This is a genomic window from Shinella sp. 838, assembly GCF_029623935.1.
Classification (GTDB): domain Bacteria; phylum Pseudomonadota; class Alphaproteobacteria; order Rhizobiales; family Rhizobiaceae; genus Shinella.
In genome coordinates, this window is the sequence record NZ_JARSBQ010000004.1 from 131,281 (window position 1) to 151,316 (window position 20,036).

General features: G+C 64.5%; 20 protein-coding genes. 8 read left to right on the forward strand and 12 right to left on the reverse strand.

The window, feature by feature from the left end:
• Positions 1-119: 119 nt before the first annotated feature.
• From P9A16_RS15225 to P9A16_RS15275, 11 genes are all read right to left on the reverse strand, one after another.
• Positions 120-1,142, reverse strand: a complete 1,023-nt coding sequence (locus tag P9A16_RS15225) for an LLM class flavin-dependent oxidoreductase (RefSeq protein ID WP_023513892.1) — start codon at positions 1,140-1,142, stop codon at positions 120-122.
• Positions 1,143-1,443: 301 nt separating this feature from the next.
• Positions 1,444-1,794: a ribbon-helix-helix domain-containing protein gene (locus P9A16_RS15230; RefSeq protein ID WP_023513893.1), complete on the reverse strand. Its 351-nt coding sequence runs from the start codon at positions 1,792-1,794 to the stop codon at positions 1,444-1,446.
• Positions 1,795-1,816: 22 nt separating this feature from the next.
• Positions 1,817-2,413, reverse strand: a complete 597-nt coding sequence (locus P9A16_RS15235) for a DJ-1/PfpI family protein (protein ID WP_023513894.1) — start codon at positions 2,411-2,413, stop codon at positions 1,817-1,819.
• Between the two features lie 96 nt (positions 2,414-2,509).
• A complete protein-coding gene (locus P9A16_RS15240; protein ID WP_023513895.1) occupies positions 2,510-2,869 on the reverse strand; it encodes a cupin domain-containing protein in 360 nt (119 codons plus the stop codon).
• A gap of 19 nt (positions 2,870-2,888) precedes the next feature.
• Positions 2,889-4,274 carry an NAD(P)/FAD-dependent oxidoreductase gene (locus tag P9A16_RS15245; protein ID WP_023513896.1) on the reverse strand — a complete coding sequence of 462 codons (1,386 nt, stop codon included), beginning with the start codon at positions 4,272-4,274 and terminating at the stop codon, positions 2,889-2,891.
• A 17-nt stretch (positions 4,275-4,291) separates the two neighbouring features.
• Positions 4,292-5,407 (reverse strand): ABC transporter ATP-binding protein, encoded by a 1,116-nt coding sequence (locus tag P9A16_RS15250; RefSeq protein ID WP_023513897.1) that lies wholly within the window; start codon positions 5,405-5,407, stop codon positions 4,292-4,294.
• A 3-nt stretch (positions 5,408-5,410) separates the two neighbouring features.
• Positions 5,411-6,196 carry an ABC transporter permease gene (locus tag P9A16_RS15255; protein WP_023513898.1) on the reverse strand — a complete coding sequence of 262 codons (786 nt, stop codon included), beginning with the start codon at positions 6,194-6,196 and terminating at the stop codon, positions 5,411-5,413.
• A gap of 3 nt (positions 6,197-6,199) precedes the next feature.
• A complete protein-coding gene (locus P9A16_RS15260; protein ID WP_023513899.1) occupies positions 6,200-7,066 on the reverse strand; it encodes an ABC transporter permease in 867 nt (288 codons plus the stop codon).
• Between the two features lie 205 nt (positions 7,067-7,271).
• Positions 7,272-8,345 carry an extracellular solute-binding protein gene (locus P9A16_RS15265; protein ID WP_023513900.1) on the reverse strand — a complete coding sequence of 358 codons (1,074 nt, stop codon included), beginning with the start codon at positions 8,343-8,345 and terminating at the stop codon, positions 7,272-7,274.
• Between the two features lie 42 nt (positions 8,346-8,387).
• Positions 8,388-9,005, reverse strand: coding sequence for a helix-turn-helix domain-containing protein (locus P9A16_RS15270; protein ID WP_023513901.1), 618 nt, complete (start codon positions 9,003-9,005; stop codon positions 8,388-8,390).
• A 159-nt stretch (positions 9,006-9,164) separates the two neighbouring features.
• Positions 9,165-11,126 carry an oxidoreductase gene (locus tag P9A16_RS15275; protein ID WP_024271203.1) on the reverse strand — a complete coding sequence of 654 codons (1,962 nt, stop codon included), beginning with the start codon at positions 11,124-11,126 and terminating at the stop codon, positions 9,165-9,167.
• Between the two features lie 222 nt (positions 11,127-11,348).
• Here P9A16_RS15275 and P9A16_RS15280 point away from each other — a divergent pair, with 222 nt between their 5' ends.
• Positions 11,349-11,948, forward strand: coding sequence for a helix-turn-helix domain-containing protein (locus tag P9A16_RS15280; RefSeq protein WP_024271202.1), 600 nt, complete (start codon positions 11,349-11,351; stop codon positions 11,946-11,948).
• A 2-nt stretch (positions 11,949-11,950) separates the two neighbouring features.
• Here the strand turns inward: P9A16_RS15280 and P9A16_RS15285 are convergent, their stop codons facing one another.
• On the reverse strand, positions 11,951-12,856 hold the full coding sequence (locus P9A16_RS15285; RefSeq protein WP_023513326.1) for a LysR family transcriptional regulator: 906 nt from the start codon (positions 12,854-12,856) through the stop codon (positions 11,951-11,953).
• A 215-nt stretch (positions 12,857-13,071) separates the two neighbouring features.
• Here P9A16_RS15285 and P9A16_RS15290 point away from each other — a divergent pair, with 215 nt between their 5' ends.
• From P9A16_RS15290 to P9A16_RS15320, 7 genes are all read left to right on the forward strand, one after another.
• A complete protein-coding gene (locus P9A16_RS15290) occupies positions 13,072-13,869 on the forward strand; it encodes a transporter substrate-binding domain-containing protein (RefSeq protein ID WP_023513327.1) in 798 nt (265 codons plus the stop codon).
• A gap of 80 nt (positions 13,870-13,949) precedes the next feature.
• Complete coding sequence (locus P9A16_RS15295; RefSeq protein WP_023513328.1) at positions 13,950-14,675, forward strand: ABC transporter permease; 726 nt, start codon at positions 13,950-13,952, stop codon at positions 14,673-14,675.
• On the forward strand, positions 14,668-15,345 hold the full coding sequence (locus P9A16_RS15300; RefSeq protein WP_130514321.1) for an ABC transporter permease subunit: 678 nt from the start codon (positions 14,668-14,670) through the stop codon (positions 15,343-15,345). Before P9A16_RS15295 ends, P9A16_RS15300 begins: the two co-directional genes overlap by 8 nt.
• A gap of 9 nt (positions 15,346-15,354) precedes the next feature.
• A complete protein-coding gene (locus P9A16_RS15305; protein ID WP_023513330.1) occupies positions 15,355-16,098 on the forward strand; it encodes an amino acid ABC transporter ATP-binding protein in 744 nt (247 codons plus the stop codon).
• 111 nt (positions 16,099-16,209) lie between these two features.
• The gene (locus P9A16_RS15310) at positions 16,210-17,724 is read left to right on the forward strand and encodes a M81 family metallopeptidase (RefSeq protein ID WP_023513331.1); all 1,515 of its coding nucleotides are present in this window, start codon (positions 16,210-16,212) and stop codon (positions 17,722-17,724) included.
• 140 nt (positions 17,725-17,864) lie between these two features.
• Positions 17,865-18,911, forward strand: coding sequence for a LacI family DNA-binding transcriptional regulator (locus tag P9A16_RS15315; RefSeq protein WP_023513332.1), 1,047 nt, complete (start codon positions 17,865-17,867; stop codon positions 18,909-18,911).
• Positions 18,904-19,926 carry an ABC transporter substrate-binding protein gene (locus P9A16_RS15320; RefSeq protein WP_023513333.1) on the forward strand — a complete coding sequence of 341 codons (1,023 nt, stop codon included), beginning with the start codon at positions 18,904-18,906 and terminating at the stop codon, positions 19,924-19,926. Before P9A16_RS15315 ends, P9A16_RS15320 begins: the two co-directional genes overlap by 8 nt.
• Positions 19,927-20,036: the final 110 nt, after the last annotated feature.

Genomic DNA, 20,036 nt, shown 5'->3' on the forward strand with positions numbered 1-20,036 from the left:
GGAGCGCCTTTCGCTTGCCAATGAGGCACGCAAACCTTTCCTCCGTCATGGGCGGGCCTGACCTGGGGATGACAGAGGCGCGCCGGAAAGTCCCGACGCGCCTTTGTCGTTTCAGCCAATCAGCGCCAGCCCAGCGCCGGTGCTACGTGCTTCAGGATGGCCTCGATGACATGGGCATTGTACTCGACCCCCAGCTGGTTCGGCACGGTCAGGAGCAGTGCATCGGCCTCCCGGATCGCCTCGTCGGCGGCAAGCTGCCCGATGAGCTTGTCCGGCTCGTCGGCATAGGAGCGGCCGAAGATCGCCCGCGTCTGGTCGTCGATGAAGCCGATCGAATCCGCCTCCTTGCCGCCGCGGCCGAAATAGGCCCGGTCGCGGTCGTCGACGAGCGCGAAGATACTGCGGCTGACCGAAACACGCGGTGTGCGGCTGTGGCCGGCCTCCTTCCATGCCTCGCGATAGGCGCGGATCTGCGCCGCCTGCTGGACATGGAACGGCTCGCCCGTCTCGTCGTTCTTCAGCGTCGAGCTCTGCAGGTTCATGCCGAGCTTCGCCGCCCAGACGGCGGTGGCGTTCGAGCTTGCACCCCACCAGATGCGCTCGCGCAAGCCTTCCGAATGCGGCTCCAGCCGCAGGAGGCCGGGCGGGTTGGGGAACATCGGCCGCGGGTTCGGCTGTGCGAAACCTTCGCCTTTCAGCACATCCAGAAACACTTCGGCATGCCTTCGCCCCATGTCGGCGTCGCTCTGGCCTTCCTGCGGCTGGTAACCGAAGTAACGCCAGCCGTCGATAACCTGCTCGGGCGAGCCGCGGCTGATGCCGAGCTGCAGGCGCCCACGGGAGATGAGGTCGGCTGCGCCGGCGTCCTCTGCCATGTAGAGCGGGTTTTCGTAGCGCATGTCGATGACGGCCGTGCCGATCTCGATCCTGTCCGTCTTCGCGCCGACGGCGGCAAGGAGCGGAAAGGGGGAGGCGAGTTGCCGGGCGAAATGATGCACCCGGAAATAGGCACCGTCCGCGCCCAGTTCCTCCGCCGCGACGGCAAGGTCGATCGACTGGAGCAGCGTATCGCCGGCCGAGCGGGTCTCGGATTGGGGGGAGGGGGTCCAGTGCCCGAAGGAAAGGAAACCGATTTTCTTCATGGATGTTTGCCTCGACGCCGGTGCGTCCGTTGGGATGGGTGTCGCCGGCGAAGATGGGGTATCGGGCAAGGCTTGAAAAGGTGTGGAACGAGAACGCTGCGTTCACCGTTCGGTGCTTTTGTGCCGGTAAAGGCTACGGCAGGATCAGGCGGTCACCGCTTGTTTGGATGGTTCCGGGGTCAGGAAAACTGGCTTTGTCCAGAGGTTCGAAAGAAACTCCATGCACCCTGTGCGGTTTTCTCTGGAAAAGATTTAAAAACTGCACATTACGGAAACGTCGCCAATGCGATCCCGGCCATGCTCAGTGATATTTTTCCCGCTCCCGCAGGAGGATCGCCGGGGCGTTCAGCCCGGCGATCGGTTGGTTGACGTCTGCCGGAATGTCTCCGGTCAGCTGGAGATCGAGATAGCGCGCGCAGCACACCCTCAGGAAAGATGTGAAGTTTCCGAGGTCGTGGCCGGCATCGATCGATTCATGGTGCAGCTTGGTGATCAGCTGCGTCACGTTCATGCGATCGCGGCGCGCGATCTCCTCGAGCTTCGACCAGAAGAAATTCTCCAGCCGCACGCTCGTCACCATGCCGTCGATCCGCAGCGAACGCGTGGTGCTCTCCCAGAGCTTCGCATCCGCCTTGATGAACAGCTCACACATCCCGGCCTCCTTGTCCGCCTCCTCAGGCAGCGTCTGTTTGTAGCAGGGACGCGGCGTCCAGCACAGCCATGAACTGCCGCAGCCAGGAAGGGTGTGCCGGCCATGCGGGTGCGGTGACGAGATTGCCGTCGGAGACCGCATCGTCGATCGCGATATCCGCATAGATGCCGCCGGCAAGTTCCACCTCAGGGCGGCAGGCGGGATAGGCCGAGCAGGTCCGGCCCTCGAGGACGCCGGCGGCTGCGAGAAGCTGGGCACCGTGGCAGATGGCGGCCACCGGCTTGCCGGCTTCGAAGAAGTGCCGCACCGACTTGATGACCTCGGGGTTGAGGCGCAGATATTCCGGCGCGCGGCCGCCCGGGATGACCAGCGCGTCGTAGTCTTCGGCACGGATGCTGGAGAAGGTGGCGTTGAGGGTGAAATTGTGGCCACGTTTTTCGGTATAGGTCTGGTCGCCCTCGAAATCATGGATGGCGGTCGCGACGGTCTGGCCGGCATTCTTGCCGGGGCAGACGGCATGCACGGTGTAGCCGCAGGCAAGCAGCGTCTGGAACGGGACCATGGTTTCATAGTCCTCGGTGAAGTCACCGGTGATCATCAGAATTTTCGAAGCTGGCATCTGTTTCCTCCCAAAACCAATGGGAGGAGCTTAGCAAGGCCGGCATGCGAGCGGGTACTATGGGAATACTACAGTGAAGATTCAGCGATAGCGCCGTCAGACACCTTTGGCCACCATCGTGTAGATCTTGCGGGTCCGTTCGTGGATCGTCCATTCGCCGCGCCAGCCGAGCGGCAGCACGAACATTTCACCCGCCCCGATTTCCCGGCTCGTGCCGTCAGCATTGTGCAACGATACACGGCCGGTGAGGATGTGGCAGATTTCCGCAATCTCGCTGCGGTCGGCGGTGAAGCGGCCGGGGGTGCATTCCCAGATGCCCGTCTCCATCTTGCCGTCCGGGCTCGTCCACAGGGGCAGCGTTGCCTCCTGCTGCTCGCCCTCGATGGAGGTGGGTTTTGCGACGAAGGCGCCGATATCACGCTGGAGGAGGTCGCCGAAATTTTCGAAGCTGATCATGGTTCGTCCTGTCTCTGGCTCAATGGCCTGTGATGGTGTCGGCAAGCGCCGCGAGTTTCGACGTGTGCGGCAGGCCGGCGAACTCGCGCTCGTCGGCGATGCGGTAAAGCTGGTACATGGAATGCACGCCGAGCCAGCGGAAGGGTTCCGGCTCCCACTTGCGCACGGTGCGGTTGACCCAGGGCAGGGCGGTCAGCTCCGTCTCACGGTTGAGCACGAGGTCGCAGAGCGTGCGGCCGGCAAGGTTGGAGCTGGAGACGCCGAGACCGACATAACCGCCGGCCCAGCCGATGCCCGTCGAGCGGTCGAAGCCGGCCGTCGTGCACCAGTCGCGCGGCACGCCGAGCACGCCGCACCAGGCATGGTCGATCTTCAGCGGTTTCGTCTGCGGCAGCAGGCGCGTGAGGATGGCATGCAGGGCGTCGATGGTCGCCTGCTGCGTCTTTCCGTTCACATCGGTCTTCGAGCCGAAACGATAGGGCACGCCGCGCCCACCCATGGTGATGCGACCCTCGCGGGTGCGCTGGGCGTAACAATAGGCATGCGCGGCATCGCCGAGCAGTTCGTGGCCTTCCCAGCCGATCTCCCGCCACAGCGCTTCCGGCACGGGCTCGGTGACGATCTGGGCGCTGTTCAGCGGCAGCCAGGTGCGCTCTTCGCCGGGGAAGCCGGCGGAAAAGCCTTCCGTGGCACGGATGATTTTCGCCGCGCGTACCGTGCCGCGGTCGGTTTCGATCCGGCCCTTCTCGAAGCGGGTGACCGCGGTGCCTTCGAAGATCGGAACGCCAAGGGCTTCGACGACATTGGCGAGGCCACGCACGAGCTTGGCCGGCTGCACGCGCGCGGTGTCGCGGATGACGAAGCCGCCCTGGACGTTGGCGATGCGGATGCGTTTTGCGGCCTCCTCTGCGGAGAGCATTTCCAGGCGCTCGGCAGGCATCTGCCAATCGAGATAGAACTGGTACTCCTCGCGAGCGCGGGCGAGCTGCGGCGCGTTGGTGGCGACGGTGAAATTGTCGACGCGGCGGATATCGGCGTCGATGCCCTCGGCCTCGGTGACACGGATCACTTCGTCCACCGTGCCCGCCATGGCGCGCTGCATGTCGATGACCGCGCCGCGCGTCGAGGTTTTCAGATATTTGTCGCGGGACCATCCGAAGCCGCCGGATAGCCAGCCGCCGTTTCGTCCGGATGCGCCGAAGCCCGCGAACTCCCGTTCCAGCACGACGATGTCGAGCGAGGGATCGGCCTTCTTCAGGTAGTAGGCCGTCCACAGGCCCGTATAGCCGGCGCCGATAATGCAGACATCGGCCTCGCGATCGCCGGGCAGGGGAGGGCGCTTTTGCGGTATGCCGCCGATATCGGCATACCAGAAGGAGATGTCACCGTTGGTCTTGACGTCCATGGGAGAGGCTTTCGGGTTCAGGTCAGCGTCACGTCGGCGCTGGCGTCGTCGGGAAGAAGGATGAGGTCGGCGGGGGTGAAGGCGATGTCGACGGTGTCGCCAATGGCAAAATCGGTCGCGCCGAGCGGACTGCGCACCACGGCGACCGTGCCGTCCGTCAGCCGCACCTCGTATTTCGAGCCGGAGCCGAGATAGATCGCCTCGGCGACCGTGCCGGACAGGCGGTTTTCGCCGGGGAGAGTGTCCATGCCGGGGCGTTTCAGTGCCACGCGCTCGGGCCGCAGCAGGATGACCGGGCGGGCATCGCCGGGAAGACGGCCATGGGCAAAAATCCTCTGATCGCCGATGGTCATCACCGTGTCGTTGCCGGAAAGCTCGGCCTTGCCGCGGAGGACGGTGGATTCGCCGATGAAACGGCCGACGAAGAGGGTCGCCGGTTTGTCGTAGAGTTCGCGGCCCGTGCCGATCTGCTCGATGCGCCCGCCATTGAACACGGCGATGCGGTCGGAGAGCACGAGGGCCTCCTCCTGGTCGTGGGTGACGTAGACGAAGGTGGTGCCGAGTTCGCGGTGGATGCGCTTGATTTCGAGTTGCAGCCATTCGCGCAGTTTTTTGTCGAGCGCGCCGAGCGGCTCGTCCATCAGGAGGAGCGGCGGATCGAAGACGAGGGCGCGGGCGAGCGCCACGCGCTGCTGCTGGCCGCCTGACAATTCGTTGGGGTAGCGATGGGCGAAATCGGCCATCTTCACCATGTCGAGGGCGCGTTTGACGCGGCGCTCGCGGTCTTCGCCGCGGATGCCGCGCAATGCCAGCGGATAGGCGACGTTTTTGCCGACCGTCATGTGCGGGAAGAGCGCGTAATGCTGGAAGACGACGCCGATATTGCGCTTGTGCGAGGGCAGGCCGGTTACGCTCTTGCCGCCGATTTCGAGCGTGCCGGAACTGATGTCGGTAAAACCGGCGATGAGGTTCAGTGTCGTCGTCTTGCCGGAGCCGGAGGGGCCGAGCAGCGTCATGAACTCGCCGGGGCGGATGTGCAGGTCGATGTCGTTGAGGGCGGTGAACGCGCCGTAACGTTTGGACGCCTTGCGGATTTCGATCGCCGCGCCGGCGGAGCGTTGGGGTGCGGTCATGGGTCAGGTCCTTCCGCGGCGCATGCCGAGAAGCAGGCCGGCGATGATGATGAGTGAGGTCGCGAGGAACAGCAGCGTGCCGACGGCGGCGACGGTCGGGTCGGCGTCGCGGGTGATCGAGGTGTAGATCTGCACCGGCAGGGTTTTCAGGTACGGGCTGGTGATGAACAGCGCGACGATGATCTCGTCGAACGAGGTGATGAAGGCGAAGAGCGCGCCGGAGAGGATGCCGGGCAGGATGAGCGGCAGCGTGACCGTGCGGAAGACGGTCAGCCGGCCGGCACCGAGGCTGGCGGCGGCGGTTTCAAGGCGCCGGTCGAAGACTTCGAGGCTGGCCTGCACGGCGATCAGCACGAAGGGGATGGCGAGCATGGTGTGCGCCAGCACGAAGCCGGTGACCGTGCCGACGAGGTGCGTGTCGAGGTAGACCGCGTAGATGCCGATCGCCAGCACGACGCCAGGCACCACCATGGGCGTGATGAGGAGGGCGCGCAGCAGGCCGCCGGTGCGCGCCGCCGCGCGGGAGACGCCGAAGGCGGCGAGCGTGCCAACGACGGTCGCGACGACCGCGACGATAAGGGCGATGATCAACGAATTGGAGAAGCTGGTCGTCCAGTCGGGATTGCGGAAGAAGTTGTCGTACCATTGCCAGGAGAAGCCGACCGGCGGGAAGGCGAGCGACTTGTTGCCGTTAAACGACATCGGGATCACCACCAGCGTCGGCGCGAACAGGAGCACGGCGACGAGCAGGCAGAAGAGGCCGAGGAGGACGCGGGGGAAGGACGGCATCTATTACGCCTCCCTGCGGCTTGAGGAATGTTTCTGGCGCATCAGCGGGGCGGCGATGGCGAGAAGCACGAAGGTGGCGATGAGCAGCACGACGCCCATGGCGCCGCCGCGGCCCCAGTTGAGCAGGCTCAGCACCTGGTTCTGCACCAGCGAGGACAGCATGGTCGAGCGCGGGCCGCCGAGAAGGGCGGGGGTGATGTAGAAGCCGAGCGACAGGATGAAGACGATGATGACGCCGGCATAGACGCCGGGCAGCGAGAGCGGCACGTAGATCTGCACGAAGGCCTTCCACGGTTTTGCGCCGAGGCTGCGGGCGGCCTGGAGCAGGCGCGTGTCGATGCCCTTCATCACGGAATAGATCGGCAGGATCATGAAGGGCAGCAGCACCTGCGTCATGCCGATGATGACGCCGGGCAGCGTGCGGATCAGCTTGATCGGTGGCAGGCCGATGCCGCGCAGGAAGGAATTGATGACGCCGGAATCCTGCAACAGGATGACCCAGGCCAGCGTGCGCACCACGCCGCTCAGCCAGAAGGGCACGAGCACGCACAGGATGAGCGCGAGGCGCACGTTCTTGCCGACGATGGTCATGGCGTAGGCGTAGGGGTAGGCGCAGATCAGCGAGACGAGCGTCACCCAGGCGGCGACGACGAAGGTGCGTTGCAGCACGGTGCGGTTCACCGCGGACTGGAAGAACCAGACATAGTTGTCGAGACCGGGCGCGGGATCGGTGAAGCTGCGCACCACGACGATCGCCAGCGGATACGCGAGGGCGACGAGCAGCACCAGCACGGCGGGGGCGGCGAGCCATACCGCGCCGCGCGGGCGCCATCGCGTAAGGAGAGCGGGCCTGTCAGACGTGTCGGTCACGGTCGTCTCCTGTGGTTCGGTTGGGTGGCGGCATTCTCAGTTGGGCTGGCCCCTCATCCGGCCTGCCGGCCACCTTCTCCCCGTAAACGGGGCGAAGGGGATAGGCCGCACCGTTTTCCGCAATGAGAACCGGTTCGTGGGGCAGGTCCCCTCTCCCCGCTTGCGGGGAGAGGGTTAAGGTGAGGGGCAGTCACCGCCGCAGGCCTCAGTTACCGGAAAGCAGCGCGTTCCACTTTTCCGCGGCGAGGTCGAAATTCTTCACCCAGAACGGAATGTTCTGCTGATAGCCCTGCGCGATGCGCTCGGGCGTCGAGGTGAGGAAGGCCGCCGTGGCGTCGTCGACCTTCGGCTTGGCGTCGAGGTTGATCGGCGTGTACGAGGTCTTTTCGGTGAGGACCGCCTGGGCGTTTGCGCCGAGATAGGCGTTGAGCAGGGCATAGGCGGCATCCGTGTCCTTGACGCCGACCGGGATGGTCATCTGGTCCATGACGACCAGCCAGTCCTGCCAGACGGGCGTATAGGCGGCGCCGTTCTTCACCGCGGTCATGGCGCGGCCGGTCCACATCATCACCATGTCGGCCTCGCCGGATTCGGCAAGCTGCTGGCTCTCCGCGCCGGTCTTCCAGTAGATCGTGTCGGGGCCGAGATCGCGCAGCTTCTGGATGCCCTTCTCGATATCGTCAGGCGTCATCGCCTTGGGATCGCCGCCCGTCGCCCTGAACGCCTGCTCGATCAGGCCGCCGGTCGGATCGCCGGAACCGTCGATGGCGCGCACGCCCGGGAATTTTTCGGTGTCGAAGAAATCCACCCAGTTCTTCGGCGGATTGTCCTTGTAGGTCTCGTTCTTGTACATCAGCACGACGCCGTAGTTCATCGCCGGAACCGAGCATTCGCCGACCTGGCCGGGGGGGATCTTCGAGACGTCGAGCTTGGAGAAGTCCAGCTTCTGGAACAGCGTGCCGCAATGCACGTAGGGCGGCAGGTCGGCGGTGTCGACCACGTCCCAGGTGACGTTGCCGGCATCGACCTGGGCCTTGAGCTTGGCGATCTCGGTCGGGCCGTCATTGAGCAGCGTCACGCCGGATTTCGTGACGAACTCCTGGAGCGCGGCGACCTGGCCGTCCTGATAGATGCCGCCATAGGAGACGAAGGTCAGCGTCTTGCCCTTGAGCGAGCCTTCCTTCACATCGCCGGCGACCGGCTTTTCCTGTGCAAACGCCGGCAACGCCAGGGCGCACGTCATCGTCAGGGCAAAAGCCCTCGCAAAATTCTTCATCATCGATACTCCCAGTAGCGCTCGCGTGAATTGTTCCTGCCGCGGTTACGAGCCCGGCCGTGGCAGGTATTTGTCGAGGTCATCGGCGACGCTGGTGGGCGGCGCGATCATCCAGAGCACTTCAGCCGGTTCCTTGCCGATATTGACGGTCTTGTGCGGAACCGAGGTCGGATATTCGATGCTGTCGCCGGCCGACAGCACATGGCGTTCCTCGCCGAGGGTGAGTTCCACCTCACCCTTGAGGACGAAGAAGAGTTCATGCGAATCCCCGTGGCTGTAGGGCTTGTCGCCCGTCGAGCCGCCGGGATCGAATTCGCCGATATAGACTTCCATGTCGCGGATCGGCCGCCGTGACAGAAGCATTTTCCGATAGCCCTCGGCCGGCGGCAAAGCCGGGCGTTCGTGCTTGCGCAGCACGCGGCCGACGGGCGGGGCGGCCTCCTCGAAAAGGTCCGTCAGGCTTATGCCGAGCGCACCGGCAATGCGCATCAGCGTGCTGATGTTGACGCCGCTAAGGCCCCGTTCGAGCTGGCTGAGGAAACTTGCGGTCGTTCCGGTCGCCTCGCCCAGCGTGCGCAACGACATGCGGCGGGCGGTGCGGAAGGCTTTTACCTTCTCGCCGACGGCAGCCTGGTTCCTCGTCGCGACCGCGATGTCGTTCATGGTTTTGCTCCTCACTTAACAGCGTATTAAGTGAATGGCATTTTGGCAACTGCTAAAATCAAGGTGCAACGATTTTCCCGAATTGCCTGGGATCCGCCCTCGGCGGATATCTGCTTGGCGGAAGGGCGTTCGGCAGCAAAGCCGTTTCAAAACGGCAACTTAGAGAGCGGTTCCAGCCTTTAATCCGTCATAGACGGCTTCTTCGGCGGTGCGTGGCGCCAGACAGTCTCCGATGAGATGGATCTCCGGCACCAGTCCAGTCAGCATCGTCCGCAACGCGTCGTTTGGCGCATGCCCGAGACAGAGGACGAGCGTATCCACCTCCTCAAAGAGGATCGGCCGTTCGCTGACGGTGTGTTGCAGGTAGACCGTGCCGCCGTCGCAGCCGTAGAGCCGGGCATAGGGCGTGATGCCAACGCCCTTCCTGTGCAGCTCAGCGGCGATGTTGTCGCGCACATAGAGCGGCAGAAGCTCGCCGGGGTGGGTGCCGTTGACGGCGAGATCGACGCTGCATCCCTCGTTGACCAGCAGTTCGGCAATGCCGGGGCCGATCCAGTCGCAGCGCCAGTCCGCGACGACGACGCGGCTGCCGGTCTTGGCTTCGCGGCGCAGCACCTGCCAGGCATCGACCACCTGCACGCTGTCGTCGGCGGGGATTTCCGGCAGGTAGGGGCTCGCGCCCGTCGCGAGCACGACGGCGTCCGGCCTTTCCTGTTCGATAAGGGCCACATCGACGCGAACGCCTTTGACCACGCGCACCTGCGCCAGTTCGAGTTCGCGCGACAGGTTGGTGACGATGCCGCCGAATTCGGCGCGGCGCGGCAATTGCTGGGCGAGCAGGGCCTGCCCGCCGAGCTGGTTTGCGGCTTCATAGAGCGTGACCTGATGGCCGCGTGCGGCGGCGATGGCGGCGGCCTTCATGCCGCCCGGCCCGCCGCCGATCACCATGACCTTTTTCGGCCGGGCGGCCGGGGTCAGCGTGCCGAAGGCAAGTTCCCGGCCGGTCTCCGGATGCTGGATGCAGGAGATCGGCACGCCGCGGTGAAAATGGCCGATACAGGCCTGGTTGCAGGCGATGCAGGCACGGATATCGTCCGTGCGGCCTTCTTCGGCCTTAGCCGGCATCTCGGGATCGCAGATCAGCGCGCGCGTCATGCCGCAGACATCGGCTGCGCCCTCGGCGATGACAGCCTCGGCCTCCTGCGGCTGGTTGATACGGCCGGCGACGAAGACCGGTACGCTCAGCGCCTTGCGGAAGCGGGCGGCGTCGCTGGAGAGGTACGCGTTGCGATAGGCCATGGGCGGCACGATATGCACTGCGCCGCCGAGCGAGGCAGAGGTGCCGGCGGTGACGTTGACATAGTCGACCAGCGGTTCGAGCAGGCGGCAGCCGTCGAGCGCCTCGTCCGGGGTGAGGCCGTTTTCATCGCGGTCCCCGGCGCTGATGCGCAGGCCGACGACAAAATCCTCCGATGTGGCGGCGCGGATCGCCTTCAGCGCTTCCTCGGCAAAACGCAGCCGGTTTTCCAGCGCGCCGCCATAGGCATCCGTGCGGCGGTTGACGCGCGGGTTCAAAAATTGCGCCGGCAGGTAGCCGTGGCTCGCCACCAGTTCGACGCCGTCGACACCGGCCTCCAGCATGCGCCGGGCGGCCGCGCCATAGCCGGCGACGATCTCGTCGATCATTGCTTGGTCGAGCGCGCGCGGCATGACGCGAAACCGCTCGTTGGGCGTGACGGAGGGGGCATAGGCGGCCGTCAGCAGGCCGTCGCCGCCCTCCATGATCTCCCGGCCGGGATGGAAAAGCTGCGAGAAGAGCGCGCAGCCTTGGGCGTGGCAGGTTTCCGCCAGTTTGCGATAGCCCTCAATGCAGCCGTCGTCCGTCGCCATCAGCATGTGCGAGGTGTAGCGCGCCGTCTCGTGCACGCCGGCCACCTGTGAGACGATAAGACCGACGCCGCCTTTGGCTCTGGCCTCGTGGTAGGCGACGAGAGCCGCGTTGACGCGGCCATCGGTCGGCAGCGTCGTGTCGTGACCGGTGGACATGATGCGGTTCTTCAGCCGCACGCCGCGGATCGTCAGCGGCTGGAAGAGGTTCGGAAAGGCGGCGGACTCAGTCATGCTGCGCTCCCGTTCTTGCGACAGTGGCGCATGGCGCGATCGGTCCGTGCATTCTCCATCATTCAGTCCTCCCATCCTGATTGAGCGAAGCCAGGTGCTTATATTTTATCCAAAGTAAAAAATCGACGACGTTTTTTACTAACGGCAAAATCTGTTGCCACGCGCTCTATTCTGGGCAACCTTGCCGCCATGCGCCGGTATCGCGTGGAAAGGGAAGAGGTGATGGTGGACGAGGATGTTCTTGGAGGGCAGGGCGGCGCGGTGGCCGAGGATCCGGTGCTCGGCGAGCGTATCCGCGGCTTGCGCAAGCGGCGGGGTATGACGCTCGCCCAGTTGGCCGAAAGTTGCGACCTTTCGACCGGCTATATCAGCCAGATCGAGCGCAACCTTGCCTACCCGTCGATCCCGGCCCTGGTCGGTATTGCCCGCAGTCTCGGGGTCACCGTGCAATGGTTTTTCGGCGGTGCGGCGGCGGTGCCGCAGGCCGAGCGGGGGTACGTCATCCGCCGCGGCAACCGTCTGCGCATCCAGTATGACGGCGGCATCGTCGACGAACTGCTGACGCCGAAGATGAGCCTCCAGCTCGAGATGATTCACACCCGCCTGCCGCCGGGCAGCGAAAGCGCGGAAAGCTACACCCATGCGGGTGACGCCGTCGGGTTCGTCGTGACAGGCGAACTGGAGATGTGGGTCGGCGAACGGCATTTCCACCTGCGCGAGGGCGACAGCTGCTCCTATTCCGCCGGTGAGCCGCACCGCTACCGCAATCCTGGAAGCCGGGAGGCTGTCGTGCTCTGGGCGATCAGCCCGCCCAGCTTCTGACGTCAGCGCACCGTTTCGATTTCCTGCAGCAGCCAGTCGCGGAAGCGGGCGAGGGCGGGGTTGCCCTCGATACTCTCCTTCGGACAGAGGAATTTATAGGATTCCTCCGGCTGGAAGGTCTCCTCCGAGAGCACGCACAGGGTGCCGCGCGCAATGTCGGCCTCGACGAAGGCGCGGTGCGAGAAGCCGATACCGTGGCCGGAGCGCGCAGCGGCAAGCAGCGTATGCTGGTCGTCGAAGAAGAGATTGGCGTTCGTCTGCGTCTCCTGCAGGTTGTTGTGGGTCAGCCAATTCTTCCAGTCATTGGCGTTGCGATAGTGCAGGCGCGCGACGCTGCGGCTGAACAGGAGATCTCTGGCCTGTGCGACGCTGGCGAGCAGCGCCGGGCTGCAGACGGGGACAAGGCGTTCGCGCAGCACCTCGACGGCATAGTCTCCGGCCCGAGGATGGACACAGTACTTGATCTGGGCGTCCTCACGCTCGACGGCGCCGCTGCGCTCCTCCAGATTGCTGAGATGGAGCTGGATGCCGGGATTCTGTTCGAGGAAGCCCGCCATGCGGGGCACCAGCACCTCCATGGCGAAGAAGGGGCCAGTGCGGATACGCAGGATCTTCGCCTCGGTCTCCTGGCCGATGAGCGAGAGCACATTGGCGACATCCTCGAAGGCGCGTGTGCAGACGTCGAGCAGCAGGCTGCCTTCCGAGGTGAGGCTGACCCCGCGCGAGTTGCGCTCCAGAAGGCGGCGGCCGAGCCGCTCCTCCAGCTGCTTGATCTGATGGCTGACGGCGCCCTGGCTGACGGCAAGCTCGCTCGCCGCCGCCGTGAAGCTGCGGTGGTGGCCCACGGCCTCGAAGGCGCGCAATGCGCGCAGATTGGCGAGTTGTCGACGGTGGTGCCTGTCTGTCATCGAACCATGAGGAAAACTAATAGTTAGGAATATATCTTTTGCATTGTTGCAGCGTCGGCTCAACAGTAATCCTACAAGGGCAGAACGAAAACCGACCGGATGTATCGTTCGCCAAGACCCGGAAAATTCAGGTTGTTGCCTTCACTTCGGTGTCATGCGCTGGAAGGTGGGGCTGTGGGCGAGGCAATCCGGCGACACAACACGATGAGGGAACGATGATGAGAAAAATGGCGCTCTATGCGTGCACGGCGGTCGCGATCGTCCTGTCGGGGGCAGCATCGGCCGCAGCCGAGACGATCCGCATGGGTGCGGAAGGTGCCTATCCGCCCTTCAACTATGTTGCCGAGGATGGCCAGCTCAAGGGCTTCGACATCGATCTCGGCAACGCGATCTGCGCGGAGCTGAAGGCGGAATGCGTGTGGAGCACCAACGAGTGGAGCGGTATCATTCCGGCGCTGCAGGCCAGCAAGTTCGACATCATCGCCTCGTCGATGGCGATCACGGAAGCGCGCCGGGAGCAGGTAAGCTTCTCCGAGCCGTACTATTTCAACGCCATGCGTTTCGTCGCGTCGAAGGACCTGGACCTGAAGGACGTCACGCCCGCCACCGCCGAGGGCATGGTGATCGGCACGCAGTCGGGCTCGATTGCGGCCGACATGCTCAAGGAGTTCTTCCCCGACAATGAGGTGAAGCTCTATCCGACGCTGGGCGAGGCCTTCCTCGACATGAAGAGCAGCCGCCTCGACCTCCTGGTGGAATCGAAGATCGCCAGCGCGGATTGGCTGGCCAAGGGCGAGGACTGCTGCGTCTTCGTCGGCGAGGAGTTCCTCCAGGACGGTACGCTCGGCGCCGGTCTTGCCTTCCGCAAGGAGGACAACGCCCTTCGCGAGCGCGTGAACGCGGCGCTGGCGACCCTCGTCGGCAACGGCACCTATGAGACGATCCGCAAGAAATACTTCGACTTCGATATCCGTCAGAAGCCGAAGAATGCGAGCGAGCTGTTCGCAAAATAATCCGGTCCTGACCGCATGAAACGTTGGCGCAGCCCGGCAACCGGGCTGCGCCCGCCGTCAGCCCTTGTCCGGACAGGTTCATGAACCAGCTATCCCTTCTTGCCTTCGGCGCGGGCGGATGGGGCGACGAGATCCTTCGGGGCCTTGCCGTCACCCTCGCGCTGGCGCTGGCCACCTTTCCGGTGGCGATCGCGCTGTCCTTCGCCGTGCATTGGGCACGCACCGCGTCTTTGGCGCCGGTGCGGCTCTTCGGGCAGGCCTATGCGACTCTCTTCAAGAGCCTGCCGGAAATCCTGACGCTTCTCATCCTCTACTACCAGGCCCAGGCGGTGCTGAACTGGCTGGCGCAGCGCCTATCGCCGGGAAGCGATTTCTCCATCAGCCCCTTCATCGCCGGGCTTGTCGCGCTCAGCCTCGTCATCAGCGCCTATGGCAGCGAGGTCGTGCGTGCAGCGATGAACGCGGTGGGCCGCGGGCAGTTCGAGGCGGCCGCGGCGCTGGGACTTTCGCCCATGCGGGCGTTCCAGAAGGTGATCCTGCCGCAGCTTTGGCGCCATGCGCTGCCGGGCTTCGGCAATCTCTGGGTGATCCTCTTGAAGGATACCTCGCTCGTTTCGGTGATCGCGCTCAGCGACCTCACCCATGTCGCCGTCGTGGCGATCAACACGACGCGCGAACCGTTCCTGTTCTATCTCGCCATCGGCGTGCTCTATGTCGCGTTGGTGACCCTGTCGTCGCGGGCGCAGAAGGCACTGGAGCTGCGGGCATCGCGCGGGTTTTCCGCCGCCGGAGGCTCGCATGCTTGATCTCTGGTTCGACAATCTGCCGCTCTGGCGCGACGGCCTCCTCACCACGATCGGTCTCACCGTCTCGGCGGTCGTCATCGGCTTCTTCCTCGCTGTGCCGATCGGCGTGGCGCGTTCGCGCTCCAGGGGCGTGCTCGGCCTCCTTGCGCTCGGCTATGTCAACGTGCTGCGCGGCCTGCCACTCCTGGTGCTGTTGTTCCTCATCTATTACGGCGTGGGCCAGTTCAACCGTGAACTCAGGCAGTTGGGGCTCTGGTGGTTCTTCCGTGACGCCACCTATTGCGGCCTTCTGGCTCTGGTGCTCAACACCGCCGCCTACCAGGCCGAGATCATCCGCGGCAGCCTCGATACGATTTCCAAGTCTGTGCTTGAAACCAACGCGGCGCTCAACCTGACGCGCTGGACGGCCTTCCGGCGGGTGCTGTTGCCGATCGCGCTTTCCAAGGCGCTGCCGGCGCTCGGCAACGAGGTGATCCTGCTTCTGAAGTCCACCTCGCTCGTCGCCATCATTACCGTCTTCGACCTGATGGGGCAGGCGCGGTTCATCTTCTCGAAGACCTTTGACCTTGGCGTCTATTACGTGGCGGCGGCGCACTATCTGGTCGTTGTCCTTCTCATCGAATGGGCCGTGCGGCGGATCGAGGCGCGCACGCCCTGGGTCGCGCGGTAGGAGAGCTTCATGCAGCAGCAGCCCGCCGTCCGCTTCGAGCGGCTCAACAAGTTCTACGGCGCCTTTCATGTGCTGAAGGATATCGACCTTTCGGTCGCCCGCGGCGAGCGCATCGTGCTGTGCGGTCCGTCCGGCTCGGGAAAATCCACGCTGATCCGCTGTATCAACCGGCTGGAACCCCACCAGTCCGGCCGGCTGACTGTCGATGGCATCCTGCTCGACGATACGCCGAAGACCATTCGCGCGGTGCGCAACCGGGTCGGCATGTGCTTCCAGCATTTCAACCTGATCCCGCACCTGACCGTGCTTGGCAACTGCACCCTGTCGCCGATCCATACACATGGCGTCGCGAAGGAAGAGGCGGAGGCGCTTGCCATGGCGCTGCTCGCGCGGGTGCGCATGGACGGCCATGCCGGCAAATATCCCCATCAGCTTTCCGGCGGCCAGCAGCAGCGTGTCGCCATCGCGCGCGGCCTCTGCCTCCGGCCTGAGATCATGCTCTTCGACGAGCCGACCTCCGCGCTCGATCCGGAATCGATCGCCGAAGTGCTCGAGGTGATGGCCGGGCTTGCCGCCGAGGGCATGACGATGCTGTGCGTGACCCACGAAATGGGCTTCGCCCGCAAGGTCGCGGACCGCATCGTGTTCATGGAAAAGGGGGAAGTCATCGAGGCGGCGCCGCCGGACGTGTTCTTCGGCGTCGACGCGAAGGAGCGGTCCCGACGTTTCCTCAGCCGTATCGCGCAGAGCTGACGGGGGCGTCATGGCTTCCTGAAACTTTGCGCCACCTCGAAAACCGGGCCGCATTCCGCATTTTTCCACGCCAGTTCATCGTCTGCCCTTGCGGGCAGGGAAGGGTATTTCATGTCCTATCGTGTCGCCATCATAGAGTTCATCAACGAATCCAACACGTTCACGCTGAAGCGGACCGGGATCGACGATTTTCGTGCCTCGCATTACTTCAAGGGCGACGAGATTCCGCAGAACTTCGCGGGCACGGGATCGGAAGTGGGCGGAGCGATGGAGGTTGCCCATGCGCGGGGCTGGACGCCGGTCTACATCGTCGCTGCCCATGCCGAACCGAACGGCATCATCCTTGAAGAGGCACGCGCGGAGATCACGCAGGAATGCCTGCGCCGGCTGAAGGAAAGCGGCCCCTTCGACGGGATCTTCGTGGCGCTGCACGGCGCAATGGTGACGGAGACGGACGAGGATGGCGATTGCCAGTTCCTGCGGGAAATTCGTGCCGTGGTGGGCGATGCTGTGCCCGTTGCCATCACGCTGGACCTGCATGCCAACATCTTCGACGACCTGGCGGACCTTGCCCAGATCTCCGTTTCCTTCCGCACCTATCCGCATGTCGACATGCGGGAGGTCGGCGTCGAGGCCTGCGATCTGCTGCACCGGGCGATGGCCGGCGAGATCGCGCCGAAGCTCACCATCCGCCGCCCGCCCATGCTGCTCGGCTGCGACGACGGGCGCACGACGGACAACGGGCCGATGTGCCGCCTACTGGAAAAAGCGGCGGCGGAAGCAGCGGCGCCGGGCGTGCTCGTCGTCTCGATCAATGCCGGCTTCACCGATGCCGATGTCTGGGCCGCCGGACCAAGCGTCGTCGTCACCTATGACAGCGCCACCGTGCCGGTCGCAGCGGCGGAGGGCGTCGGGGAAAGGCTCTGCGCGGCCATCTGGTCCTACCGCAACGAGTGGACGCAGCCGGTGCCGCTCTCGGCATGCATCGCGGAACTGACGGACGCCGATCCCAGGGACGGCATCGTCGTGGTGGCGGATTTTTCCGACAATCCCGGATCGGGCGCCTATAGCGACTGCACGGCGCTGATCGCCGCCATGCTGGACGCGCAGCTCACCGATGCCGCCGCCGGGGCGTTGCTGGATCCCGATGCGGTCCGCGAGATCGCAGAGGCTGGCGTCGGGGCTAAGGTCACGGTGACGATTGGCGGGCGCACGGACCCGACGGTCGGTGGCGGTCCCCTGACGGTGACCGGCACGGTGATGGCGATCACCGACGGCAGGTTCGTCTTCGAGGGGCCGATGTTCACCGGCCTGCCCGGCACCTGCGGCACGAGTGTTTGCCTGCGCGTCGATGGGCTCGATATCATGATCGTTTCCGAGCGCATGCAGATGCTGGACAAGAACATCTTCCGCGCCGTCGGCATAGAGCCGACCAAAAGGGCGATCCTCGCGGTGAAATCCATGCAGCATTTCAAGGGCGCCTTCGGGCCGATCGCCGCGCGCATGATCGTGACGGATGCTGGCGGGCTGAGCTCGCCGGATCTTGCGCGCAGGACCTATACGCGCCTTCGCCGCCCGGCTTTTCCTCTGGATTCTGAACAGCTTGCTGCAGCGTCATCAAACTGACGGTGTGTGCTTCCGGCGGTCGCTTTCCACGGGAACGCTGCCGCCGGCCGCTGTTTTCCACCGGCAAAAAACGGCGCCGATTGACAATGTTTTAAACTGTGCTAATGTGATTAAACGTTTAATCATGTCGGTGACCAGCCGTGAAGCCTTCGCGACCCAACCTTTCGGAACTGGCGCGCCACCTTGGGGTGTCGATTGCGACGGTATCGAATGCGCTGTCGGGCAAGGGGCGGCTATCGCCGGAACTTGCCAAGCGCATCCGCGATGCGGCGGACGAATTGGGCTATGTGCCGAGCCAGGCGGGCAGAGCCCTGCGCACCGGCCGCAGCGGCGTTCTCGGCCTCGTCCTGCCCGATATCGGCAATCCGCTCTATCCGGAAATCGCGCAGGAAATCGAGCGCGTGGCGACGGGGGCGGGCTACGGCGTGCTGATCGCCAACTCGCGCGACGAGATCGCCGCGCAGGACAAGGCGATCTTCCAGCTCATCGAGCGCGGGGTGGACGGCATCGTCATCGTTCCCCGCCGCGGCACGACGGTGCCGGAAACGCGCTGCCCCATTGCGATCATCGACACGCCGACGACCCCGCGCAACACCGTCTCGGCGGATCATTTCGCCGGCGGCGCGGAGGCTGCCGGCCATCTTGCTGCGCTCGGCCACAGCAGGATCCTTCTGATCGGTGACGATCCGAGCTCGAATGTGCAGAACGCTCGTATCAATGGCATGCGTTCCGCGCTGTCGGGCATCAGGACGGAGACCATCTGGATCGTCGAACTGGAGGCCCGGCACGGCAAGGGCTGTGCGCTCGGGCTTGCAGGCTGGCGGAAGCGGGGCTTTACCGCCTTCGCCTGCGTCTCCGATCCCCACGCACTGCGTGCGCTCACCGAGCTGCAATCGGCCGGCATCGCCATTCCGGCGGAGGCCAGCATCACCGGTTTCGACAATCTGCAATGGTCGTCCTTCATCTCGCCGCCGCTGACGACCGTGAAGATGAACATGCCGGAAATCGCGACGCTGGCGCTCGATGCGCTGGTTGAGGCGATCCAGTCCCGCGAGGCCTCGGACGACACGCCGAGCCCGCCCGTCACCGCTCGCAAGGCCGCCGTGCCGATGGAGCTTGTCATCCGCCGTTCCAGTGGTCCCGCGCCATCTGCCGGTTTTTTTGAGGAGGAGTCCCCGCATGCATAAGAAAGTACTGGCCGCCAGCGTCTTCTGGCTCATGAGCGGTGCGCTCGCATCCGCCGAGGAGCAGACGCTGACCATTTCCGTCTATGGCTTCGTCCAGGAGGAGTTTACCGAGGCGCTCTACAAGCCTTTCGAGGCCGAATGCGGCTGCAAGCTGGTCGTCGAGACCGGCAACAGCATCGAGCGCCTGGCCAAGCTGGACGCCAACAAGGACGCTCCGGTCATCGACATGGCCGTCTTCTCGCTTGCCGATGCGCTTTCCGCCGCGCGCAAGGGCCTGACCGACAAGATCGATACGACGAAGCTTTCCAACTACGACAAGCTCTATGATTTCGCCAAGGACCCGAACGGCGACGGCATGAGCGTCGGCTACACGATCTACAAGACCGGCATCGCCTACCGCACCGACAAGATGAAGATCGAATCCTGGGCGGATCTCCTGAAGGACGACTATGCCGGCCATGTCGCCCTGCCGAACATCACCACCAACCAGGGTGGACCGGTGCTGAACATGATCGGCAAGGCGCTCGGCAAGGATTCACCCGATCTCAAGGATGCCATGGCCGCCGTCGGCGAGAAGCGCGACGAGTTCGTCACCTTCTACGTCAAGAGCTCGCAGCTCGTGCAACTCATGCAGCAGGAAGAGATCTGGGCCGCGCCGATGGGGCACTTCTCCTGGGCCGGCATCTCGAAGCTGGACCTGCCGATCGGCTGGGCCGCTACCAAGGAAGGCGACGCCGGCGATATGAACGCCATGGTGCTCGTCAAGGGCTCCAAGAACCAGGAATTGGCCCTGAAGTTCATGGATTTCTGGCTTTCGACGCCGATGCAGACCAAGATCGCCGAAATGCTGATCGACAGCCCGGCGAACAAGGAAGTCGTCGTCGCGCCCGAGATCGCCGAAAAGCTGACCTACGGCGCCGACGTCGCCAACAAGCTGACCTTCCTGCCGGCCGCCACCACCCTCGACTACCGTGAGAAGTGGCTTGCCGAGTGGAACGCGACGGTCGCGCAGTAAAAGGCGTTCTGAACCGAAGGCGATCGCACTAAGTTGTCCCTCACCCTCTCCCCGCAAGCGGGGAGAGGGGACTTGCCCTACGAACCGTTGAGGAATTGGGCAAGCCGGCA

Excerpts from the sequence above, each read along its gene's own strand:
- P9A16_RS15225 (WP_023513892.1), bottom strand. The coding sequence starts at position 1,142 with ATGAAGAAAATCGGTTTCCTTTCCTTCGGGCACTGGACCCCCTCCCCC.
- P9A16_RS15230 (WP_023513893.1), bottom strand. The coding sequence starts at position 1,794 with ATGTGTGAGCTGTTCATCAAGGCGGATGCGAAGCTCTGGGAGAGCACC.
- P9A16_RS15235 (WP_023513894.1), bottom strand. The coding sequence starts at position 2,413 with ATGCCAGCTTCGAAAATTCTGATGATCACCGGTGACTTCACCGAGGAC.
- P9A16_RS15240 (WP_023513895.1), bottom strand. The coding sequence starts at position 2,869 with ATGATCAGCTTCGAAAATTTCGGCGACCTCCTCCAGCGTGATATCGGC.
- P9A16_RS15245 (WP_023513896.1), bottom strand. The coding sequence starts at position 4,274 with ATGGACGTCAAGACCAACGGTGACATCTCCTTCTGGTATGCCGATATC.
- P9A16_RS15250 (WP_023513897.1), bottom strand. The coding sequence starts at position 5,407 with ATGACCGCACCCCAACGCTCCGCCGGCGCGGCGATCGAAATCCGCAAG.
- P9A16_RS15255 (WP_023513898.1), bottom strand. The coding sequence starts at position 6,196 with ATGCCGTCCTTCCCCCGCGTCCTCCTCGGCCTCTTCTGCCTGCTCGTC.
- P9A16_RS15265 (WP_023513900.1), bottom strand. The coding sequence starts at position 8,345 with ATGATGAAGAATTTTGCGAGGGCTTTTGCCCTGACGATGACGTGCGCC.
- P9A16_RS15270 (WP_023513901.1), bottom strand. The coding sequence starts at position 9,005 with ATGAACGACATCGCGGTCGCGACGAGGAACCAGGCTGCCGTCGGCGAG.
- P9A16_RS15275 (WP_024271203.1), bottom strand. The coding sequence starts at position 11,126 with ATGACTGAGTCCGCCGCCTTTCCGAACCTCTTCCAGCCGCTGACGATC.
- P9A16_RS15280 (WP_024271202.1), top strand. The coding sequence starts at position 11,349 with ATGGTGGACGAGGATGTTCTTGGAGGGCAGGGCGGCGCGGTGGCCGAG.
- P9A16_RS15285 (WP_023513326.1), bottom strand. The coding sequence starts at position 12,856 with ATGACAGACAGGCACCACCGTCGACAACTCGCCAATCTGCGCGCATTG.
- P9A16_RS15290 (WP_023513327.1), top strand. The coding sequence starts at position 13,072 with ATGATGAGAAAAATGGCGCTCTATGCGTGCACGGCGGTCGCGATCGTC.
- P9A16_RS15295 (WP_023513328.1), top strand. The coding sequence starts at position 13,950 with ATGAACCAGCTATCCCTTCTTGCCTTCGGCGCGGGCGGATGGGGCGAC.
- P9A16_RS15300 (WP_130514321.1), top strand. The coding sequence starts at position 14,668 with ATGCTTGATCTCTGGTTCGACAATCTGCCGCTCTGGCGCGACGGCCTC.
- P9A16_RS15305 (WP_023513330.1), top strand. The coding sequence starts at position 15,355 with ATGCAGCAGCAGCCCGCCGTCCGCTTCGAGCGGCTCAACAAGTTCTAC.
- P9A16_RS15310 (WP_023513331.1), top strand. The coding sequence starts at position 16,210 with ATGTCCTATCGTGTCGCCATCATAGAGTTCATCAACGAATCCAACACG.
- P9A16_RS15320 (WP_023513333.1), top strand. The coding sequence starts at position 18,904 with ATGCATAAGAAAGTACTGGCCGCCAGCGTCTTCTGGCTCATGAGCGGT.